This window comes from Pseudomonas sp. PI1, assembly GCF_000812405.1.
Lineage (GTDB): Bacteria > Pseudomonadota > Gammaproteobacteria > Pseudomonadales > Pseudomonadaceae > Pseudomonas > Pseudomonas citronellolis.
This window is the reverse complement of record NZ_JWMC01000071.1, coordinates 14687-33151: the sequence shown is the minus strand read 5'-3', so window position 1 is coordinate 33151 and position 18465 is coordinate 14687. Positions and strand designations below refer to the sequence as shown.

Here is an 18465-nt window from a genome sequence, read left to right as displayed (position 1 = left end):
TCGGCGAGTGAATTTTCGCCCTTTCCAAAAGACACTGGGCGCATACCGAAGCGAAAGTGAAGTACACGGCAATGAGCGTCACCCCCTGTAGGGTTTTGTCCTGGCAGGTCGTGACGGCACGATTTGCTCACCGGCCAAAAAACAAACCCCCGAGAGCTGGCCGGCTCACGAGGGTTTCTATTTCCACCCCTTGTCAGACCCAAGGAGCAGAACATTCGTGGATCTTAGCAAGATCATTCGCGAGGTGCGAATCATGACTGACAAGCTGTCGCCGCCGCGCTTCTGGGCGCTCTGGCTGATCGGCATCATGCTTGCTGCTGGATACCTGTCTGGGAATCTTCCGTGGGACAAGTTGCTCGGATGACGCTGCAACCTTTTGCGTTGCGCCCGAGCCTGAAGCGCCTAGTGTGGACCTAATTGTTTCAGGAGTTCAGTGTCTAAATCGCCAGATTTTAACGGATTGGCGATACTTTATGATTTCTTCCGCCCGGCCGGAGTAGCGTATCCAGGCAATCTCGAACAGGTACATTGGACATGCAACCAACACGGCTACCCCTGGTGTACGTGCGAGCGGCACATCGGAAAAAATGAATGAGTCTCGTAGTCCCATTGCGAGAACCCATAGCCCAAGCCAAAGTAAAAACAGAATCTGAGAGGTGTGGCCTCGGCTGACTTCACGTCCGATCCACGCTGTGTCGAAGCGATGCTTGCGGATCCACCTAAGGTTTCTTAGTTTCAGGTGCCTGAAAGAATTGCGGATCCAATTCGAGCGCTTAAGTCGCACCCTGCGGAGGAAAGCAGGAGCTCTATTTGTGAGCCATTTTGCGATCCACTGAGCCTTGCGGAGTAAGCGGACTATGGCCCAGACGCAGAAGGTGCTCCAGATGCCTGAAGCCGCGTTGTCCCATAGCCACTGGACTAGATCGATGAACGTGGCTGTTTTGAAGTACATGGCCGATCCTTGACTATTTGATCAGTCGTTTTTGGGTGGTTGTGGTGGCGGCGGTGGAGCTAAAGGGGCTTTGGTGGGCAGCGCGCTAATAATCAGGGTTCCGGCTATCTAGGTCATTGAGTATCTGCTTGGCATCCGCTGAGAACTGCTGAAATAGATAGTCGTAACCTGTGTCTCCCCGCCAGTAATGCCACCGCTGCCCATCAATGGATGCTCTGGATTTTACAGTGTTGTTCTCCTCGTCAGGCCAAGTCTGAACAGAAAAGAAGTTGCGATTTCTTATGAACAATAAAACTTCATTATCCCGAACTGACGAGGCGAGCTCTACATCCGCCTTTCTTTGCGCTGAAATCATGAGGGTCTAGGGCGCGCGGCCATTACGAAGCTGTGCTTCAAAAAAACTATTTATATATCCTTTCCTGGGCCTGTTAGGTGGTGCAGGACGGTCGCTCATTTCTGCGAGTGGCGCATGAGGTCAAAAGACTACTTCAGGCCCTGCCGGCCATCCGCAAGCACGGCATGTATCTTCACGCTCCGGTGATGTGCCCTTCGCTGACGAAAGAGCACTGGGCTGAGATTTACAGCGAGGTCGACAGCCTGGGCGTTCTAAAGGTCAGGTTGTATGTGGTCGACGAGGAAAACGATGATTCCGGCGAGCCTGGGTGATGGGTGAAATGATCCACTACCGCTCGTCGAACTGGGATCGATGCAGAAAATCAGGCCACTGGAGAGAACACGGCTTCGTCTCCTCGGAGCAGGCGCTCTGCCCTTGCGGCGCACACGAAAAAGCCCCGTGGGTTCGCGCCCACGGGGCTTCGGCATTCCAGTGCGGCGCTGGATTTACTTCTTGCCGCCGAGAGCGCCGCCCGCCGCGCCGCCCAGGCCGGCGCCGATGGTCGCGCCGGTGCTGCCGCCGAGCTTGTTGCCGATGAGCGAGCCACCGGCGGCGCCCAGGCCGCCACCGATGGCGGCCTTGGTCTTCCTGCCTTTCTTGGCGGTGGCCGCGCTACCTGCCGCGCCGCCGACGCCGGCGCCGATCGCGGCACCGGTGCTGCCGCCCAGTTGCTGGCCGACGACGTTGCCCAGGGCGCCACCCAGGCCACCGCCGACGGCTGCCTGGGTACCGCCGCCGGCCATGGCGGCTTGGGCGAAGAGCAGGCTCAGGGCCAGGGCGGGGAGTGCTTTGCGCATATTGCTAACCTCGAGGGATGAAGGGCGGCAGGCTTGCCGCCCGGGATGGTCGATGGAGCGTCCGGATCGCAGGGCGATCCGCAATGTGAATTCGCTGGCGGTGTCAGACCGGCCGTAGCCGTTCCGGTTCCCGGGGCGGCGGAATTCTACCGGGCCCGGCGCTGCGCCGCTCGTTTCCTTGCCTGCCGCTGAATGCCGGATGCCATCCATGGTTCGCCGTGGCATACTGGCACTTTGGAATTGCGCTGCTCAAGGATGAGAGATGTCGCGCTTCGAATGGCTCGTCGTGGCCGCCGCCTGTCTTTTCATCGTCTGCTATCTGGCGGCCTATCTGCTGCTTCCATACGAAAACATCGCGCCCGGCTGGCTGCCGCTGCGCTAGGCCGCGCCGTCTAGAGTGAAGGGAAAGCCCGATCGCGGAGGGGCCCGGTATGGCTGGCGTGAATCGGCGGTTGCTCTGGCACGGCTTGCTGCTGCTGTTGCTCGGCCTGCTCACCGGGCTGGTCGAGGCGCAGCTGAGCAATCCGCGCATGGCCCTGGCGGCCCACCTGGAGGGCATCCTCAATGGCCTGCTGTTGCTGGCGCTGGGGGCGATCTGGGATGAGGTGGCGCTGTCGCGCAGGTGGCTGGGTGTCACTTTCTGCGCATTGCTCTACGGCGCCTATGCCAATTGGGCCTTTACGTTGCTCGCCGCGGTTTTCGGCACTGCGGCCATGTCGCCCGTCACCGCCGCTGGGCATAGCGGGGAGCCCTGGCAGGAGCTGCTGGTGACCCTTGGTTTCGTCAGCGTCGGCCTGGCGATCATCGTCGCCATCGGACTGCTGCTCTGGGGATTGCGCGGCAGGGTGGCGCGCTGAGAAGGGCGAGTGGCTGGCCGTCGCGTCCCTGCTCGGCCGGCCATGTCCTCAGCAAGAGGGCCAGGCATATTGCCATTACGCGACAGCGAAATAAACATACATCCTCGATTGCATGTATGCGAATCGCTCATACCTTGAGCTGATGCAGGTTTTCACTCGAACGATGGATAGCGGAAAGGAAAAAGCCCCGCGGCGAGGCGAGGCTTCTTCGTACTACCGATGGGGGCTGGTCCGTCAGCCTTCATGCAGTATAGAAGCGTGATGTTGCTTTGATATTGCAGGCGGTCGAGCGATACGCTCTTTCGTCAGCCAGCCCGCAGGGCAGGGGCTGTCTGCGGGCTGGCCAGCATGGAAGGTGGCAGCGACCCGTCCAGGGTGGCGATCACGGTCGCTCCGTCGCGGGCCCGCAGCAGGTTGCGAACCACGCCGACGCGCTGGCGGCTCAGGGGCAGGCGGGTTTCCGTGCCGTCGATGCCGATGCTGGCTGAATAGGCGTCCCAGCGCAGGTTGCTGACCAGGCTGCGGCGCACCAGGTGGCTGCGATGGATGCGGATGAACTCCTCCGCGAACTCGATTTCCAGGGCCTTCAGGGTGGCGTCGAAATGGATGCGTCCCTTGGCGGTGAAGGCCGTCACATACTTTTCTTCCGCGCTGAAATGCGTGATGTCCTTGGTTTCGATGACGACCAGGGACCTGCCCACGCGGGTGGCAATACGTTGCCTCATCGGACCTCTCCTGTTTGGCGTTTCGTGATCCACTGAACGTCAAAGTCTTGTACCGATGATGGCTCTGTGCTGGCTTTTCGACGGTTATGTGATTGGGTTCACGCTGCTCGGCTGTCCAGGGAAGGTGGCGGAAGAAAAAGCGGCCGCATCCGGGGTAATGCGGCCCAAGACGGAGTCGGCTTCCCTTCCGCCCCGTGGGTGGGCAGCTTATGCGACAGGGGAGATGGCAAAAAGCCGGTAATTCCGACTAGTCCCTTGTGCAGGGCGCCCGGAAAGAAGGGAATCGGCTGTGCCATCAAGCGCTTACGCCCATGGCCCCGGCTTTACCGCAACGAGTCGACTCGGTATAGTCTCGGCCCTTCCACATTGCCCGGTGGCCGCGCTCTTCCGGCCTCGGCAATGCCCGCCCGGCTCGGATGGTGAAATTGGTAGACACAGCGCACTTAAAATGCGCCGGCCTTACGGTCTTGCGGGTTCGAGTCCCGCTCCGAGCACCAGAATCCCCCTCTGCATTCCCAGCTTCCCGATTCGGCAGCGTGACAATCGGCCGCGCCGCCGATGCCTGCCGCCGCGTCATCCGCCGGCTTGCGCACGGGGCCTGCGCTTGACCATTGGTCAGAATGCAACTCGCTGAAATCTTTGAGAAATATTGTTGTCCTAGGGTGCTCGCACTTTGTCATGAGGACCTGACGTGCAACGTGCAGCCCGCAACATCCGCAAGGTGCTGGACTCGGTAGCCAGCAACAACGAAGCCACTGCCATCGAAGTGATGCGCGCCGTGGAGCAAGTGCCCGACGAACTGCTGCGCCAGCGGTTGCTCAAGGCCATCCACCACCTGAATCAGGATGCAGCCGAATTGCGCGCCCTGCGCGACGAGGTCACCGGCGCGGACATTCGCCTGGCCTGAGGCCGGGTAGCCGGGGGAGCCTGCCTGCTCCGGGGCTGTTCAGCCTCGCCCGTCGGGCGAGAAAGCCGGGGCAGGGGCCTGTGCGGGGTTTCCGAAAAGCCTGAATGACGGCGGCCTGCTGCCGCCTCAGCGATGACTCCACGTTAGCCAGCCGGCATGGCGCCTGCGCGGGGCCGCCTGCGGCTGCGCCTGGGGTGCCGGCGCCTCGTGGGGGTGGGCATGGGCCTCGCTGCGCGAATGCAGCCGGGCCCGGCGCATGGGCACGCGCAGGAAGGCCCACAGGGTGACGCCCGCCAGCAGCAGCCAGCCGAAAATCATGAGCGTGACGAACGTGCCAGGATTCATGCTGAAACTCCTCGCCCCCACACGAAGGATAGACCACGCCGGCGCGCTTGCCGGCGGCTGTCAATGGAGTGGGGAATGGCTTGCCGGGTTCACATTGTTTCTGGTATCTGTATGTATGTACAGTATTCCGAGGATGCCCCGTCATGTCTCATACCGCTTTCCTTCCTGCCGCCGCCGATCCGTCGGCGTTCCTTCAGGCGCAGCCGCGGTCGCTGGATGACCTGCTCGAGCTGCACACCCCCCATACCTACATAGTCCGCGCACATGGCGATGGTATGACCGGCGCCGGCATCCACGACAACGACCTGCTGGTGGTGGACCGCGCCTGCCTGGCCAGCTCCGGCGAGGTGGTGGTGGCCGCGGTGAACGGCGAGCCGCTGATCCGCCGCCTGGACATCATCGATGGCGGCTACGCGCTGCTGCCGGCCAACGACCGCTACCCGCCGATCCGCATCGGCGAGGGCGACGAACTGGCGATCTGGGGCGTGGTGCGCTGGAACCTGCACCGCCTGGCCAGCTGAGCCCCTAGCGGAAATCGCGGCTGGGCACGTCCAGGCCGCTGAGCAGGGGCGTCAGGTCGACCAGTTGCTCGGCGATCACGTGGCGCACGCCGCTCTCGCTTTCCAGTCGGCCGCGCACCTGCAGCAGTTGCGCTTGCAGGAAGACGCGGCGCTGGCGCTCGGCCAGGTCGCGCCAGACCACCACGTTGACCAGGCCGAACTCGTCTTCCAGGGTGACGAAGGTAACGCCGCTGGCGGTCTGCGGCCGCTGCCGGCCGATGACCAGCCCGGCGACGCTGACCGGCCGGCCGTGCTCCAGGCCGGGCAACTCGCGGGAGCTGCGGCAGCGCAGCGCCTTCAACTGGCCGCGCAGCAGGTTCAGCGGGTGCGGGCCGAGGGTGGTGCCCAGGCTGGCGTAGTCGGTGAGCATTTCTTCGCCCAGGCTGGGCAGCGGCAGGCTCACCGCGGTCTCCGTCATCAGATCCTGGCCGGCGAACAGCGGTAGCTGCGGCTCCACCCCGGCCACGGCCCAGCGCGCCCGGTGGCGGTGCCCGGCCAAGCCGCGCAGGGCGCCGGCGTCGGCCAGGCGTTCGCGGGCCGCGGCGTCCAGGCCGGCCCGGTAGCTGAGGTCCTCGACGCTTTCGAAGGCCCGTCGCCCGCGGGCCTGGACGATGCGCAGGGCCAGCTCCTCGCGGAAGCCGCGGACCATGCGCAGCCCCAGGCGGATCGCCAGCTGCGCCTCGCCCTTGTTCTCCAGGCCGCAGTCCCAGTGGCTGTAGCGCACGTCCACCGGGCGCACCTCGACGCCGTGGCGGCGGGCATCCTGCAGGACCTGGTCGGGGCTGTAGAAACCCATCGGCCAGCTGTTGACCAGGGCGCAGGCGAAGGCTGCCGGCTCGTGGCACTTCAGCCAGCTGCTGGCATAGGTGAGCAGGGCGAAACTGGCGGCGTGGGACTCGGGGAAGCCATAGCTGCCGAAGCCTTTGATCTGTTCGAAGATGCGCGCGGCGAATTCGGCGGTATAGCCATTCTTCAACATGCCTGCGGTCAGGCGCAGGCGGTGTTTTTCCAGGCCGCCATGGCGTTTCCAGGCGGCCATGGAGCGGCGCAGGTCGTCGGCTTCGCCGGCGGTGTAGTCGGCGGCCACCACCGCGACCTCCATGACCTGTTCCTGGAACAGCGGCACGCCCAGGGTGCGCCGGAACACCTGTTCCAGGGCCGGCGAGGGATAGGTGATCGGCTCCTCTCCATTACGCCGTCGCAGGTAGGGGTGGACCATGTCGCCCTGTATCGGGCCCGGACGGACGATGGCGACCTCGATCACCAGGTCGTAGAAGGTCTTCGGCCGTAGCCGCGGCAGCATGGCCATCTGTGCGCGGGACTCGATCTGGAACACGCCTATGGCGTCGGCGCGGCTGATCATTTCGTAGGTGGCCGCGTCTTCCGGGGGGATGTTGGCAATGCTCATCGGCGTGCCGCGCAGTCGATGCACCAGGTCGAAACAGCGGCGCAAGGCACTGAGCATCCCGAGGGCGAGTACGTCGACCTTGAGCAGCTTCACTGCGTCGATATCGTCCTTGTCCCACTGGATCACGGTGCGTTCGGGCATGGACGCGTTCTCGACCGGGACCAGGCTGGTCAATGGCTGCTCGGAAATGACGAAGCCGCCGGGATGTTGCGACAGGTGGCGGGGAAAGCCGATCAGCTCGGCGGTGAGCGCCAGCACCCTGCGCATGACCGGGCTCTGTGGATCGAAGCCCGCTTCGCGCAGTTGCTCTTCGGGTGGCGTTTGCTCGCTCCAGCGCCCGCAGCAGCCGGCCAGGGCGTCTACCTGGTCGGGCGGCAAGCCCAGGGCCTTGGCTATGTCGCGCATGGCGCCTGCGCCGCGGTAGCTGCTGACCACGGCGGTCAGGGCTGCACGCTGGCGGCCATAGCGACGGAAGACGTACTGGATGACCTCTTCGCGCCGCTCGTGCTCGAAGTCGACGTCGATGTCCGGCGGCTCGTTGCGTTCGCGGGAGATGAAGCGGCCGAAAAGCAGCTTGCTGCGCGATGGGTCCAGTTCGGTGATGCCCAGGGCGAAGCACACCGCGGAGTTGGCGGCCGAGCCACGCCCCTGGCAGAGAATGCCCTGGCTGCGGGCGAACTGGACGATGTCGTGGACCGTGAGGAAGTAGTTCTCGTACTCCAGTTCGGCGATCAGCAGCAGTTCCTTGCCGATGCGCTTGAGCACCTTCTTCCGCGCCCCCTCAGGCCAGCGCCTGCGGATGCCGGCATAGGTCATCTGGCACAGCCAGGACTTCGGCGTGTGCCCCTCGGGCACCAGTTCGCGGGGATACTGGTAGCGCAGTTGTTCGAAATCGAAACTGCAGCGCCCCGCGATCCGCAACGTCTCCTCCAGCAACGGCGGCGGATACAGCCCGGCCAACACTTCCCGCGGGCGCAGGTGGCGTTCGCCGTTGGGAAACAGATAGGCGCCGGCTTCGCTGACCGGCAGGTGCTGACGGATGGCCGTCATGCAGTCCTGCAGGGCGCGGCGGCCGCGGCTGTGCATGTGCACGTCGCCGCAGGCCACGGCGGCGATGCCATGGCGGGTAGCCTGGGCCAGCAGGGCTTGCAGGCGGGCGCTGTCATCCGCGCCGCGGTGCAGCTCGACGCCTAGCCAGAGGCGCTGCGGGAAGCGTTCGCGCAGCCAGGTTCCGTCGGTATCCGTTGGCGCGTCGGGCAGCCAGATCGCCAGCAGGCCCTCCAGCTCGGCTTCCAGGTCTTCGCGCAACAGGCGGTAGCTGCCCTTTTCGGCCCGGCGCCGGGCGTGGGTGATGAGCCGGCAGAGGTTCTGGTAGCCGGCGAGGTTCTCGGCCAGCAGCACCAGCTTGGGGCCGGCCTCGATGCGTACTTCGCTGCCGACGATCAGCGCCAGCTTGCATTCCTTCGCCGCCTGCCAGGCGCGGACGATGCCGGCCAGGCTGCATTCGTCGGTGATCGCCAGGGCGCGGTAGCCCAGGCGCGCGGCGCGTTCGAAGAGTTCCCCGGCGCTGGAGGCGCCGCGCTGGAAACTGAAGTTCGACAGGCAGTGCAGCTCGGCGTAGTCGGGAGTCATGCGAACCAGCCGTGGATCAGCCACGGCCCCTCGCTGCCGACCTCGCGGTAGACCCAGGCCTGCTGGCCGGCGCGGGTCTGCACCCGGTAGTAGTCGCGGCGCAGGTCGGCGCCGTCCCACCAGCCGGACTCGATGCGCTCCGGCCCGGCGAGCACCTGGGGCAGGCTTTCGCGCAGCGCCTGTGGCTGCAACAGCAGCCACCCGGGACGCGGCCCGCAGGGCGGCAAGGGCAGGGCGCGCGGGCTTTCCCGGGGTTGCCAGGCCTGCTCCGGGCGGTGCTCGGCGAGGGCGCCCAGGCCATGTACGGCCTCGTCGCCGAGGCGGGCGCGCAGGCGTTCGCGCAACTGCTCCCAGGGCTGCGTTTGCTGGGGGCGCTCGTCGAACAGCTGGCGCCGTTCGGGGGCGAAGGGCGGCAGGTCGTCGGCCTGCAGGCGCACGGCGTGTACCGCGGCGGGCAATTGCAAATGTTCCAGGCGGCCGCGGCTCAGCTCGAAGAGCATGGCAGGCTCGCGTTCGGCGCTGAGCAGGCCGACCGGCATGCAGGTGTCGCTGCGGCCGTGGTGCTCCAGGTACAGCTCGAAGCGCTGCACGCCGCTGTCGCGCCCGGCGAGGAAGGCGGCGAGGTCGCCGGTCAGGCGGCGCAGGGGGAAGAGCAGGGCCTGGGTCGATTCGACGTCGAAGTTCAGCTCGATGCGGCTTTCGAAGCGCTCCGGCGGCCGGTAGAAGTCCAGGGCCAGCGGCCGCTGGCCGAGCAGGCTGTCGACCTGCCGCAGCAGTTCCGCCGGAAAGCGCCGGGCCAGGCCATCGCGGGGCAGGGCGAGCAGTTGCTGCAGGCCGCGCAGGCCCATGCGCGCCAGGCTGGCCACGCTTTCCCGGGGCAGCCCGCAGCGCTCCAGGGGCAGGCGGCCGAGGGCGCTGCGCAGGGCTTGCGGCCGTTCCACCAGCAGGCCGTCGCCGACGTTGACCAGTACCCGCGCGGCGGCGGGATTGGGCGCCACGCCGATGCGGTGGCTGAAGCCCAGGGCCCGCAGTTCCTCGCGCAGGCGGGCCTCGAAGCGCGGCCAGGGGCCGAACAGCGCCAGGCTGGAGGCGACCTCCAGCAGCAGCGCGCGCGGGTAATGCTGGCTGACCTGGGAGCTGAAGCCGTAGGCCCAGGCGGCGAGCAGGTCCTGGCTGCGCTGGATGGCCGCCTGGTCGTACTCGGCGCAGTCGAAATCGCGGCATAGGGCGCGCGCCGCGGTCAGCGACAGGCCGGGGCGCAGGCCGAGCCGGCGGGCCGCCGGGTTGACCGCCTGCAGCACGCGCCGCTGCGGCGGGCCGGCGAGCAGGGCGAGGGGCGCCTCGGGATCGCTGCGCTGGCGCAGGGCGGCGTCCATGGCCAGCTGTGGCAGAAGAATGCAGGCCCAGAGCATGGCGACCTCAGTTCAGGGCAGCCAGCGGCAGGGGATTGGCCGGGGCGAGGCCGCCACGGCACTTGAGCACCCGCAGCTGTGCCGGGCGGGTTTCGAGGGCCAGGCGCAGGGCAGCCGGCGAGGGGTTGAGCGCCTCGCGCAGCGGGCGAAAGGCGAAGGCCAGCGTCTGGCCGCTTTCCGCCGCCACCTGCAGGCGGCGCAGGGCGCGGTCGTCGGCCTGCTGCGGCCAGCACAGCACGGCGCCGCAGCAACCCGAACGCAGGCATTGCTCGGTCGCCCAGAGCGCATCGCGGCCGCTGGCCTCGACCCACACCAGGTGTTGCAAGTCGACGCCGGCCGCCAGCCAGGCGCGGGGGTAGGGAATGTGCGGCGGCGCCACCAGCACCACGCGCTCGCCGGCGCGGCTCAAGCGCGCCAGGGTTGGCCAGAGCAGCTGCAGCTCACCGATGCCCTCGGCGCCATGGAGAATCTCGCTCAGCGCCGACTCCGGCCAGCCGCCGCCGGGCAGCAGGGCGTCCAGCCGGGCGTGGCCGGTGGGCTGGGCCGCGCTGGGCGCGGTGCCGGCCTGGCCTTTCCAGACGCGTCGCTGGTCGAGCAGCGCGCCCAGGTCTACGGCGAGGCCCATGGTCGGCACCGGTGGTGGGGAAGGCAGAAACGACGCAAGATGGAATCTCAATATACTGTATGTAAATACAGTATCCGGTCTAGTCCCTATCCGGTCAATACGGCCGGATCGCTCCGCCGCGACGATCCGCCGGAAGGCTGAGCCAGGTCAGCCCGGGGCGTAGCGGTGTCCTTCAGAGTGTGTAGGTCGAGGCCGACAGACGGTCGCCGAGGGCAGCCGGTGCTGACTTTTTGCCAGTATCGGCCGAACTTGCCGGCGCCGCGGCGGTCTGACTAGCCGTTGCCCATCTCCCGACGGGCCTGCGCCTCCGCTGGCGGGCGCGCAGCGTGGGCATTGTAAGCCGCACGCGGGCTCATTAGACTGCGCGCCATTCACACCCTCGTTCATGTCGAAGGACTTCCATGATCAAGAAATGTCTGTTCCCGGCTGCCGGCTACGGCACCCGCTTCCTCCCGGCCACCAAGGCCATGCCCAAGGAAATGCTGCCGATCGTCAACAAGCCGCTGATCCAGTACGGCGTCGAAGAGGCGCTGGAAGCCGGGCTGTCGGAGATCGGCATCGTCACCGGCCGCGGCAAGCGTTCGCTGGAAGACCATTTCGACATCAGCTACGAGCTGGAAACCCAGATCCGCAACACCGACAAGGAAAAGTACCTGGTCGGTATCCGCCGCCTGATCGATGAGTGCACCTTCTCCTACACCCGTCAGATCGAGATGAAGGGCCTGGGCCACGCCATCCTCACCGGCCGCCCGCTGATCGGCGACGAACCCTTCGCCGTGGTCCTGGCCGACGACCTCTGCCTGAACCTGGAAGGCGATAGCGTCCTGAAGCAGATGGTCAAGCTGTACAACCAGTTCCGCTGCTCCATCGTGGCCATCCAGGAAGTGCCGCCGGAAGAGACCAACAAGTACGGCGTGATCGCCGGCGAGATGATCCGCGACGACATCTACCGCGTGAACAACATGGTCGAGAAACCCAAGCCGGAAGAAGCGCCGTCGAACCTGGCGATCATCGGCCGCTACATCCTGACCCCGGACATCTTCGAGCTGATCGAGCAGACCGAGCCGGGCAAGGGTGGCGAGATCCAGATCACCGACGCCCTGATGAAGCAGGCCCAGGACGGCTGCGTGCTGGCCTACAAGTTCAAGGGCAAGCGCTTCGACTGCGGTAGCGCCGAGGGCTACATCGAGGCGACCAACTTCTGCTACGAGAACCTCTACAAGACCGGCAAGGCCTGGTAACCCCAGCGCGTTCCCGGTCCGTCGAAGAAGCCACCTGCGGGTGGCTTCTTCGTTTCCGGCGCCCGCATGATCCACGGGCTTTTCGTAGGAGCGAGGGGGACGCCTGGTTCTTGCTCGCGAACGCTGTTTCCGGTGCGTGGGCGGTTCGCGAGCAAGCTCGCTCCTACAAAAAGCGCTGCAAAGCTATGGCGCCTGAGGGATCGGCATGTCTTCCGAGCCCGGCCCCAGGGGTTGGCCGTAGCTGAACTCGACGTAATTGCCTGATGAATCCCTGAGGCCACAGTAATAGCCAACAGGGTAAGGCTCCTGGCGTGGCGCCCAGATCAGGCAGCCGGCGCGTTCGGCCTCGGCGGCGATGGCGTCGACCTTCTCGTGGCTGTCCACCGCGAAGCCGAAGTGGCTGTAGTCGTCGCTGGCCAGGTGGCGGGCTTCGCCGCCGGGCATGATGACGAAGATGAACTGGTGCTCCTTGCCCGGCTCGGCCATCCACACGATGCGCGAGCCCTTGCCCTCGCGCTGGTGGATCACGCGCATGCCGCAGAAGCGTTCGTAGAAGGCGATGCAGGCTTCCAGGTCCGGTACGTGCAGGGCCAGGTGGGTCAGGGTCGGGCGCATGGCGGCTTCCTCCTGTGGGCTCTGCTGGCAGGATAGGCCAGCGGCGATGAGGTATGCTGCCGGGCATCTGCCAGTGGAGAACGACGATGGCTTTCGATTTCGACCTGTTCGTGATTGGTGCGGGTTCCGGCGGCGTGCGCGCCGCGCGGTTCGCCGCGGGGTTCGGTGCGCGCGTGGCGGTGGCCGAGAGCCGCTACCTGGGCGGCACCTGCGTGAACGTCGGCTGCGTGCCGAAGAAGCTGCTGGTGTACGGCGCGCACTTCCACGAGGACTTCCAGCAGGCCGCCGGCTTCGGCTGGAGCCTGGGCGAAGCGCGCTTCGACTGGCCGACCCTGATCGCCAACAAGAACCGCGAGATCCACCGCCTCAACGGCATCTACCGCAACCTGCTGGTGAACAGCGGGGTGAGCCTGCTCGAAGGCCACGCGCGCCTGGTCGACGCCCACACCGTGGAAGTCGATGGCCAGCGCTTGCGCGCCGCCAACATCCTCATCGCCACCGGCGGCTGGCCCCAGGTGCCGGACATCCCCGGCAAGGAGCACGTCATCACCTCCCAGGAGGCCTTCTTCCTGCCGCAATTGCCGCGCCGGGTGCTGGTGGTGGGCGGCGGCTACATCGCCGTGGAGTTCGCCTCCATCTTCCATGGCCTGGGCGCGCAGACCAGCCTGCTGTACCGCCGCGAGCTGTTCCTGCGCGGCTTCGACCGCAGCGTGCGCGAGCACCTGCGCGACGAACTGACGAAGAAGGGCCTGGACCTGCAGTTCAACGCCGACATCGCGCGCATCGACAAGCAGGCCGACGGCAGCCTGCTGGCGACACTCAAGGACGGCCGCCTGTTGGAGGCCGACTGCGTGTTCTACGCCACCGGCCGCCGGCCGATGCTCGATGGCCTGGGGCTGGAGAACGTCGATGTAGCCTTGAACGACAAGGGCTTCGTCAAGGTCGACGAGGCCTACCGCACCAGCGAGCCGTCGATCCGCGCCATCGGCGACGTCATCGGCCGCGTGCAGCTGACGCCGGTGGCCCTGGCCGAGGGCATGGCCGTGGCGCGCCACCTGTTCCGCCCCGAGGAATACCGGCCGGTGGATTACAAGCTGATCCCCACGGCGGTGTTCAGCCTGCCGAACATCGGCACCGTCGGCCTCACCGAGGACGAGGCGCGCGCCGCCGGGCACCGCGTCAAGCTGTTCGAGAGCCGCTTCCGCGCGCTCAAGCTGACCCTCACCGAGTCCCAGGAAAAGACCCTGATGAAGCTGATCGTCGACGCCGACAGCGACCAGGTGCTGGGCTGCCACATGGTCGGCCCGGAGGCCGGCGAGATCCTCCAGGGCATCGCCGTGGCGCTCAAGGCCGGGGCCACCAAGCGCGTGTTCGACGAGACCATCGGCATCCACCCGACGGCGGCCGAGGAGTTCGTCACCATGCGTTCGCCGGTGGCCTGACTTCGCGGGGCATCAACCTGTAGGAGCGGGCCCTGCCCGCGATTCGCGCGCAGGGCGCGCTCCTACAGGCAAATATGACACTCCGTAGGATGGGTTGAGCGAAGCGATACCCATCACCGCAACCGCATGGGTTTCGCCAAGGCTCAACCCATCCTACGAAAAGCGCCTCGGCGCAGCCGGCAAGACACGTCGCACCGAGCGGCTCAGCGCGACTGCGCCACCTGCGCCGCCGCTGCGCTTTCCTGCTGGCGCCTGGCGTAGCGCTGGGCCAGCACCGCGCAGACCATCAGCTGGATCTGGTGGAAGAGCATCAGCGGCAGCAGGATCACGCCGATGCTGCCGGTGGCGAACAGCACCTGGGCCATGGGCACGCCGGTGGCCAGGCTCTTCTTCGAGCCGCAGAAGACGATGGTGATCTCGTCCTCCTTGTTGAAGCCCAGGCGCCGGCTGAGCTGGGAGGTGGCCAACAGCGCCAGGGCCAGCAGGATGCAGCACACCACCACCAGGCCGGCCAGCGCGGTCAGCGGCACCTGGTGCCACAGGCCCTGGATCACCGCGGCGCTGAAGGCGGTGTAGACCACCAGCAGGATCGAGCCCTGGTCGACGTAGCGCAGCACCGGCTTGTGCCGGTCCACCCAGCCGCCGATCACGCCGCGCAGGGCCTGGCCGGCGATGAAGGGCACCAGCAGTTGCAGGGTGATCTTGCCTATGGCATCGAGGGTGGAGACGCCGGTGTCGCCATGCACGCCCAGCAGCAGCTGGACCAGCAGCGGGGTGAGGAAGATGCCGATCAGGCTGGACGCCGAGGCGCTGCACACCGCCGCCGGGATGTTGCCGCGGGCCAGCGAGGTGAAGGCGATGGACGACTGCACGGTGGCCGGCAGGGCGCACAGGTACAGCAGGCCCAGGTACAGGTCCGGGGTCACCAGCGGCGAGAGCACCGGCTTGAGCGCCAGGCCGAGGATCGGGAAGAGGATGAAGGTGCAGGCGAACACCAGCAGGTGCAGGCGCCAGTGGGTGGCGCCGGCGATGATGGCCTGGCGCGACAGCTTGGCGCCGTGCAGGAAGAACAGCAGGCCGATGGCCAGGTTGGTGATCCAGCCGAAGGCGGTGGCCACCTGCCCCTGGCAGGGCAGCAGGCTGGCGATGGCCACGGTGGCGACCAGGGCCAGGGTGAAGTTGTCGGGGAGCAGACGTGGACGAGCCATGGCGATCATCTCGGGCAAGGTACGAAGAATGCGGTCGCCGTCTCTGACGGACGGACGACGGTTCCGACTCTATGCCCGCGGTGGCCTTCCGGCTAACGCGAGAAAGCCAGCCTATATCGCTGAACGGACAGATCGCTCCGTCAGCAGCCGCTGAACGCCAATTCCACCGCCGCCACGCTGACCAGCGAGCGCATGCGCTCGGCCATCACCTCGCCACGCTGCTCCGGCATGCCCGCGATGCGCAGGTCCACCTGCAGCCATTCGCCCGCCTGCACGGCATGCACTTCGGCTGGCAGCCAGCCCTGCAGGGCGAACAGGTTCAGCAGCTTGCACAGCACGTCGGCATCGGCTTCGGCGCGGATGGCGAAGTGCGCCTGGCGCGCCATATCGGCCGGGCGGCGGGTCCAGCCGTCGGGGCGCTCGGCGGGAGCGGCGTCGAACAGGCTGGTGGGCAGGGCGGCGGTGCTGCTGGGCAGGGAAACGGCTTGGTTCATGGCGGGTGACCGGCAAGGCTGGGAGGTGGCTCATTGTCGGTGGCCCGGCCGGGTTTTGCTTTGCGGAATGGGCGCCAAGGTCGGCGATTTGGGAATAGACTATGCGTGAATTTATTGATTGGAGAATAAATCATGCCGATCGAGCTGGATGCCTATGACAAACGCATCCTCGCCCTGTTGCAGGAGGAGGCGACCCTCTCCACCGCCGAGATCGCCGAGCGCATCGGCCTGTCGCAATCGCCGTGCTGGCGGCGCATCCAGCGCCTGAAGGAAGAAGGGGTGATCCGCCGCCAGGTGACCCTGCTGGACCGCAAGAAGATCGGCCTCAACACGCAGATCTTCGCCCAGGTGAAGCTGAACACCCACGGCCGCAACAACCTCACCGAGTTCGCCGCGGCCATCCGCGAGTTCCCCGAGGTGCTGGAGTGCCATGTGCTGATGGGCGCGGTGGACTTCATGCTGCGCATCGTCACCGAGGACATCGAGGCCTACGAGCGCTTCTTCTTCGAGCGCCTGTCGCAGGTGCCGGGCATCCAGGAGATCAACTCCATAGTCGCGCTGTCGGAGATCAAGTCGACCACCAGCCTGCCGCTGCCGGGGCGTTGACGGGAGGAAGGCGCCGGCCTGGCCGGCGCCCGCGGGCGGGCTCAGGCGCCGCCGAGGAAGTCCATCTTGCCCAGCTCCACGCCGTTGTGGCGGAGGATGGCGTAGGCGGTGGTGACGTGGAAGTAGAAGTTGGCGTTGGCGAAGCCGAGCAGGAAGTCCAGGCCCTTGAACTGCAGCTCGCGGCTCGGCGTCTTGATGTGGATTTCGCGGTTCTCGGCGCCTTCGAACTGCTCGGGCTTGAAGCCCTTGAGGTAGTCGACGGTCTTCGCGATGCGCGCCTGCAGGTCGGCGAAGCTCTGTTCGTCGTCGGCGTAGCTGGGAATCTCCACGCCGGCCAGGCGGGCGGCGCAGCCCTTGGCGGCGTCGCTGGCGATCTGCACCTGGCGCGTCAGCGGGAACATGTCCGGGGCCAGGCGGGCGTTCAGCAGCACCGTCGGCTCGATGGACCTGGCCTGGGCATGGGCCTCGGCCTTGGCCAGGATGGCCGAGAGGTTGCCGAGCATGCGGATGAACACCGGAACGGAAATCTGGTAGATCGACAGGGACATGCGAGGTACTCCAGACAGGGAAAATGAGGCCTGCGCGACAGGGCGCACCCGCTGAGTCTACTGCCGGGCGCGGCGGCCGTCGCCTGGCTTTCAGCGCCCGGCGACGCTGCCCGCGCTGCCGCAGCCCTGCAGGTCGATCTTGCCCACGTATGGATTGCCCCAGCCCATCACGCAGCCGACCATCTGGTTGCGCTGGCGCTCCCAGCTTTCCACCGGGTACTGCTTGCTCCAGGCCTGGTACAGCTGGCGGTCCTGCCTGGACAGCCTCAGGCCGTAGCGGTCGCTCATGTAGAAGTAGGTGCGGGCGATCATCCCGCGGATCTGCGGGCGCGGCATGGCCTTCTTCGCCTTGAAGTCGATGACCATCGGGCAGGCGCCGTACTGCGGCGCCTGCTGCGGCAGCCAGCCGTAGCCGAAGTTGTTGCGGTCGCCGTTGACCTCGCCGATGCTCGGCACCAGGTTGAACAGGTCGGCCTCGGCGCGCTGGTACACCGGGTCGTGCCGCGAGCAGTTGCTGCGCCCGCCGCTCTGCCAGCACTGGCGCTGGTGGCCGATGACCCAGGCCGGAACTATGTGCTCCCACTCGATGCGCGCGGCGCGCTTGGCGTTCTTGCGCGGCACGTAGCCGCAACTGGCCAGGTCGACGCGGTTGCCCTTGTAGCGGCAGCCGCAATAGAACTCCACCGACTGGCGGGCATAGAGCTTCCAGCCGATCTTCTTGGCTTCCTGGAAGGTGCGCGGAGCGGCGGCAGAGGCGGCCAGGGGCAAGGCCGCGAGCAGGAGGAATAGTGCTGGACGACGAATATTCATCAGAAACTTCTTTCAGAAATCGTCGCATCTTACTGATATGAAACGATCTGCCAATCGTGGCAATCGAATGGCAAGGAACAGGTGCGTAGGAAACTGGAGTTGTTAGACTGGGAACATTTCCAGCCTAACCGGAGGTTCAGCCAGCATGACCCGCATGAAGAGCCGAGCGCTTTGCGGCCTGCTCGCCAGCCTGGTGGCCGGGGTGGCGCTGGCCGGCCAGCCGCCGGTGCGCAGCATCGAGCGCATCTATGTCAGCCCCGGTGCCAGCGGCAGCATCGACAGCTCGTCCAGCGTGCAGCGCTATGACGGCTACGGCGGCCTCCAGGTTCCGCGCAGCTACGAACAGGGCTCCAGCCGGGTGATCATCGACAACAGCGGCGGTGGCACCAACGGCGGTATCCGCCAGAGCATCGAGTACCCCAATGGCGTGCAGTTCGAGGTCACGCCGGGGACGACGCGTTCGAACGGGCAGCGGCAGTCGTATCCCTGAGGGAGTGGCGTTCGCGGGGCATAGCCGGCCTGGCGGCCGGATCGCGGATGAATCCGCTCCTACGTTGCCGGCTGCGCCGAGGTGCCTTTTGTAGGATGGGTTGAGCTTGCGAAACCCATGCGGTCGCGGTGATGGGTATCGCTTCGCTCAACACCATCCTACGAAAAGCCAGGTTCGCTCATACGGAGTGGGCCCGGTGCAGGACTACCGGAACGGTCCCTGCCCGCGACTCGCGCGCAGGGCGCGCTCCTACAGGGGGAGGGGGCGGGGTTACCTGTAGGACAACTGTCTTGCCGGCTGTGCCGAGATGCTTTTCGTAGGATGGGTTGAGCTTGCGAAACCCATGCGGTCGCGGTGATGGGTATCGCTTCGCTCAACACCATCCTACGAAAAGCCA

At 66.2% G+C, this 18465-nt stretch carries 18 protein-coding genes and 1 tRNA gene; 8 read left to right on the top strand and 11 right to left on the bottom strand.

Annotated elements, in window-relative coordinates; translation table 11 throughout:
* Positions 1–1792: 1792 nt before the first annotated feature.
* Positions 1793–2143 carry a hypothetical protein gene (locus RN02_RS22845; RefSeq protein WP_043317085.1) on the bottom strand — a complete coding sequence of 117 codons (351 nt, stop codon included), beginning with the start codon at positions 2141–2143 and terminating at the stop codon, positions 1793–1795.
* 431 nt (positions 2144–2574) lie between these two features.
* On the opposite strand from RN02_RS22845, the gene RN02_RS22840 reads away from it, so the two are divergent.
* The gene (locus RN02_RS22840) at positions 2575–3000 is read left to right on the top strand and encodes a hypothetical protein (RefSeq protein WP_043317083.1); all 426 of its coding nucleotides are present in this window, start codon (positions 2575–2577) and stop codon (positions 2998–3000) included.
* A 305-nt stretch (positions 3001–3305) separates the two neighbouring features.
* On the opposite strand, the gene RN02_RS31755 is transcribed toward RN02_RS22840, so the two are convergent.
* Positions 3306–3725 carry a LytR/AlgR family response regulator transcription factor gene (locus tag RN02_RS31755; protein WP_052267801.1) on the bottom strand — a complete coding sequence of 140 codons (420 nt, stop codon included), beginning with the start codon at positions 3723–3725 and terminating at the stop codon, positions 3306–3308.
* Positions 3726–4135: 410 nt separating this feature from the next.
* Here RN02_RS31755 and RN02_RS22830 point away from each other — a divergent pair.
* Both RN02_RS22830 and RN02_RS22825 read left to right on the top strand, forming a co-directional pair.
* Positions 4136–4222, top strand: a tRNA-Leu gene (locus RN02_RS22830).
* A 194-nt stretch (positions 4223–4416) separates the two neighbouring features.
* Positions 4417–4632 carry a hypothetical protein gene (locus RN02_RS22825; protein ID WP_009619935.1) on the top strand — a complete coding sequence of 72 codons (216 nt, stop codon included), beginning with the start codon at positions 4417–4419 and terminating at the stop codon, positions 4630–4632.
* Between the two features lie 126 nt (positions 4633–4758).
* On the opposite strand, the gene RN02_RS22820 is transcribed toward RN02_RS22825, so the two are convergent.
* Positions 4759–4977: a hypothetical protein gene (locus tag RN02_RS22820; RefSeq protein ID WP_043317081.1), complete on the bottom strand. Its 219-nt coding sequence runs from the start codon at positions 4975–4977 to the stop codon at positions 4759–4761.
* Positions 4978–5120: 143 nt separating this feature from the next.
* Here RN02_RS22820 and RN02_RS31750 point away from each other — a divergent pair, with 143 nt between their 5' ends.
* On the top strand, positions 5121–5498 hold the full coding sequence (locus RN02_RS31750) for a LexA family protein (RefSeq protein WP_064582945.1): 378 nt from the start codon (positions 5121–5123) through the stop codon (positions 5496–5498).
* A 4-nt stretch (positions 5499–5502) separates the two neighbouring features.
* Here the strand turns inward: RN02_RS31750 and RN02_RS22810 are convergent, their stop codons facing one another.
* Genes RN02_RS22810 through imuA form a run of 3 tightly spaced genes read right to left on the bottom strand, consistent with a single transcriptional unit; the run spans position 5503 to position 10614 of the window.
* On the bottom strand, positions 5503–8577 hold the full coding sequence (locus RN02_RS22810; protein ID WP_043317079.1) for an error-prone DNA polymerase: 3075 nt from the start codon (positions 8575–8577) through the stop codon (positions 5503–5505).
* Complete coding sequence (locus RN02_RS22805) at positions 8574–9989, bottom strand: Y-family DNA polymerase (protein WP_043317077.1); 1416 nt, start codon at positions 9987–9989, stop codon at positions 8574–8576. The genes RN02_RS22810 and RN02_RS22805 overlap by 4 nt, the downstream gene beginning before the upstream one ends.
* Before the next feature lie 7 nt (positions 9990–9996).
* The gene (gene imuA / locus RN02_RS22800) at positions 9997–10614 is read right to left on the bottom strand and encodes a translesion DNA synthesis-associated protein ImuA (RefSeq protein ID WP_043317075.1); all 618 of its coding nucleotides are present in this window, start codon (positions 10612–10614) and stop codon (positions 9997–9999) included.
* A 401-nt stretch (positions 10615–11015) separates the two neighbouring features.
* Here imuA and galU point away from each other — a divergent pair, with 401 nt between their 5' ends.
* Positions 11016–11855, top strand: coding sequence for a UTP--glucose-1-phosphate uridylyltransferase GalU (gene galU, locus RN02_RS22795; protein WP_009619948.1), 840 nt, complete (start codon positions 11016–11018; stop codon positions 11853–11855).
* 183 nt (positions 11856–12038) lie between these two features.
* On the opposite strand, the gene RN02_RS22790 is transcribed toward galU, so the two are convergent.
* The gene (locus RN02_RS22790; protein WP_043317073.1) at positions 12039–12470 is read right to left on the bottom strand and encodes a VOC family protein; all 432 of its coding nucleotides are present in this window, start codon (positions 12468–12470) and stop codon (positions 12039–12041) included.
* Between the two features lie 86 nt (positions 12471–12556).
* Here RN02_RS22790 and gorA point away from each other — a divergent pair, with 86 nt between their 5' ends.
* Complete coding sequence (gene gorA, locus RN02_RS22785; RefSeq protein WP_043273729.1) at positions 12557–13912, top strand: glutathione-disulfide reductase; 1356 nt, start codon at positions 12557–12559, stop codon at positions 13910–13912.
* Between the two features lie 203 nt (positions 13913–14115).
* Here the strand turns inward: gorA and RN02_RS22780 are convergent, their stop codons facing one another.
* Entirely contained in the window at positions 14116–15120 is a 1005-nt protein-coding gene (locus RN02_RS22780; RefSeq protein ID WP_043273852.1) for a bile acid:sodium symporter family protein, read from the bottom strand.
* A gap of 140 nt (positions 15121–15260) precedes the next feature.
* Positions 15261–15614 carry a hypothetical protein gene (locus RN02_RS22775; RefSeq protein ID WP_052267800.1) on the bottom strand — a complete coding sequence of 118 codons (354 nt, stop codon included), beginning with the start codon at positions 15612–15614 and terminating at the stop codon, positions 15261–15263.
* A gap of 132 nt (positions 15615–15746) precedes the next feature.
* Between RN02_RS22775 and RN02_RS22770 the strand changes: the two genes are divergently transcribed.
* Positions 15747–16220 (top strand): Lrp/AsnC family transcriptional regulator, encoded by a 474-nt coding sequence (locus RN02_RS22770; RefSeq protein WP_043273730.1) that lies wholly within the window; start codon positions 15747–15749, stop codon positions 16218–16220.
* Positions 16221–16261: 41 nt separating this feature from the next.
* On the opposite strand, the gene RN02_RS22765 is transcribed toward RN02_RS22770, so the two are convergent.
* Positions 16262–16768 carry a DUF1993 domain-containing protein gene (locus RN02_RS22765; protein ID WP_043317071.1) on the bottom strand — a complete coding sequence of 169 codons (507 nt, stop codon included), beginning with the start codon at positions 16766–16768 and terminating at the stop codon, positions 16262–16264.
* Between the two features lie 90 nt (positions 16769–16858).
* Positions 16859–17578 carry an endonuclease gene (locus tag RN02_RS22760; RefSeq protein WP_043317069.1) on the bottom strand — a complete coding sequence of 240 codons (720 nt, stop codon included), beginning with the start codon at positions 17576–17578 and terminating at the stop codon, positions 16859–16861.
* 145 nt (positions 17579–17723) lie between these two features.
* Between RN02_RS22760 and RN02_RS22755 the strand changes: the two genes are divergently transcribed.
* Positions 17724–18068, top strand: a complete 345-nt coding sequence (locus RN02_RS22755; protein ID WP_052267799.1) for a hypothetical protein — start codon at positions 17724–17726, stop codon at positions 18066–18068.
* The last annotated feature ends 397 nt before the right edge of the window (positions 18069–18465 follow it).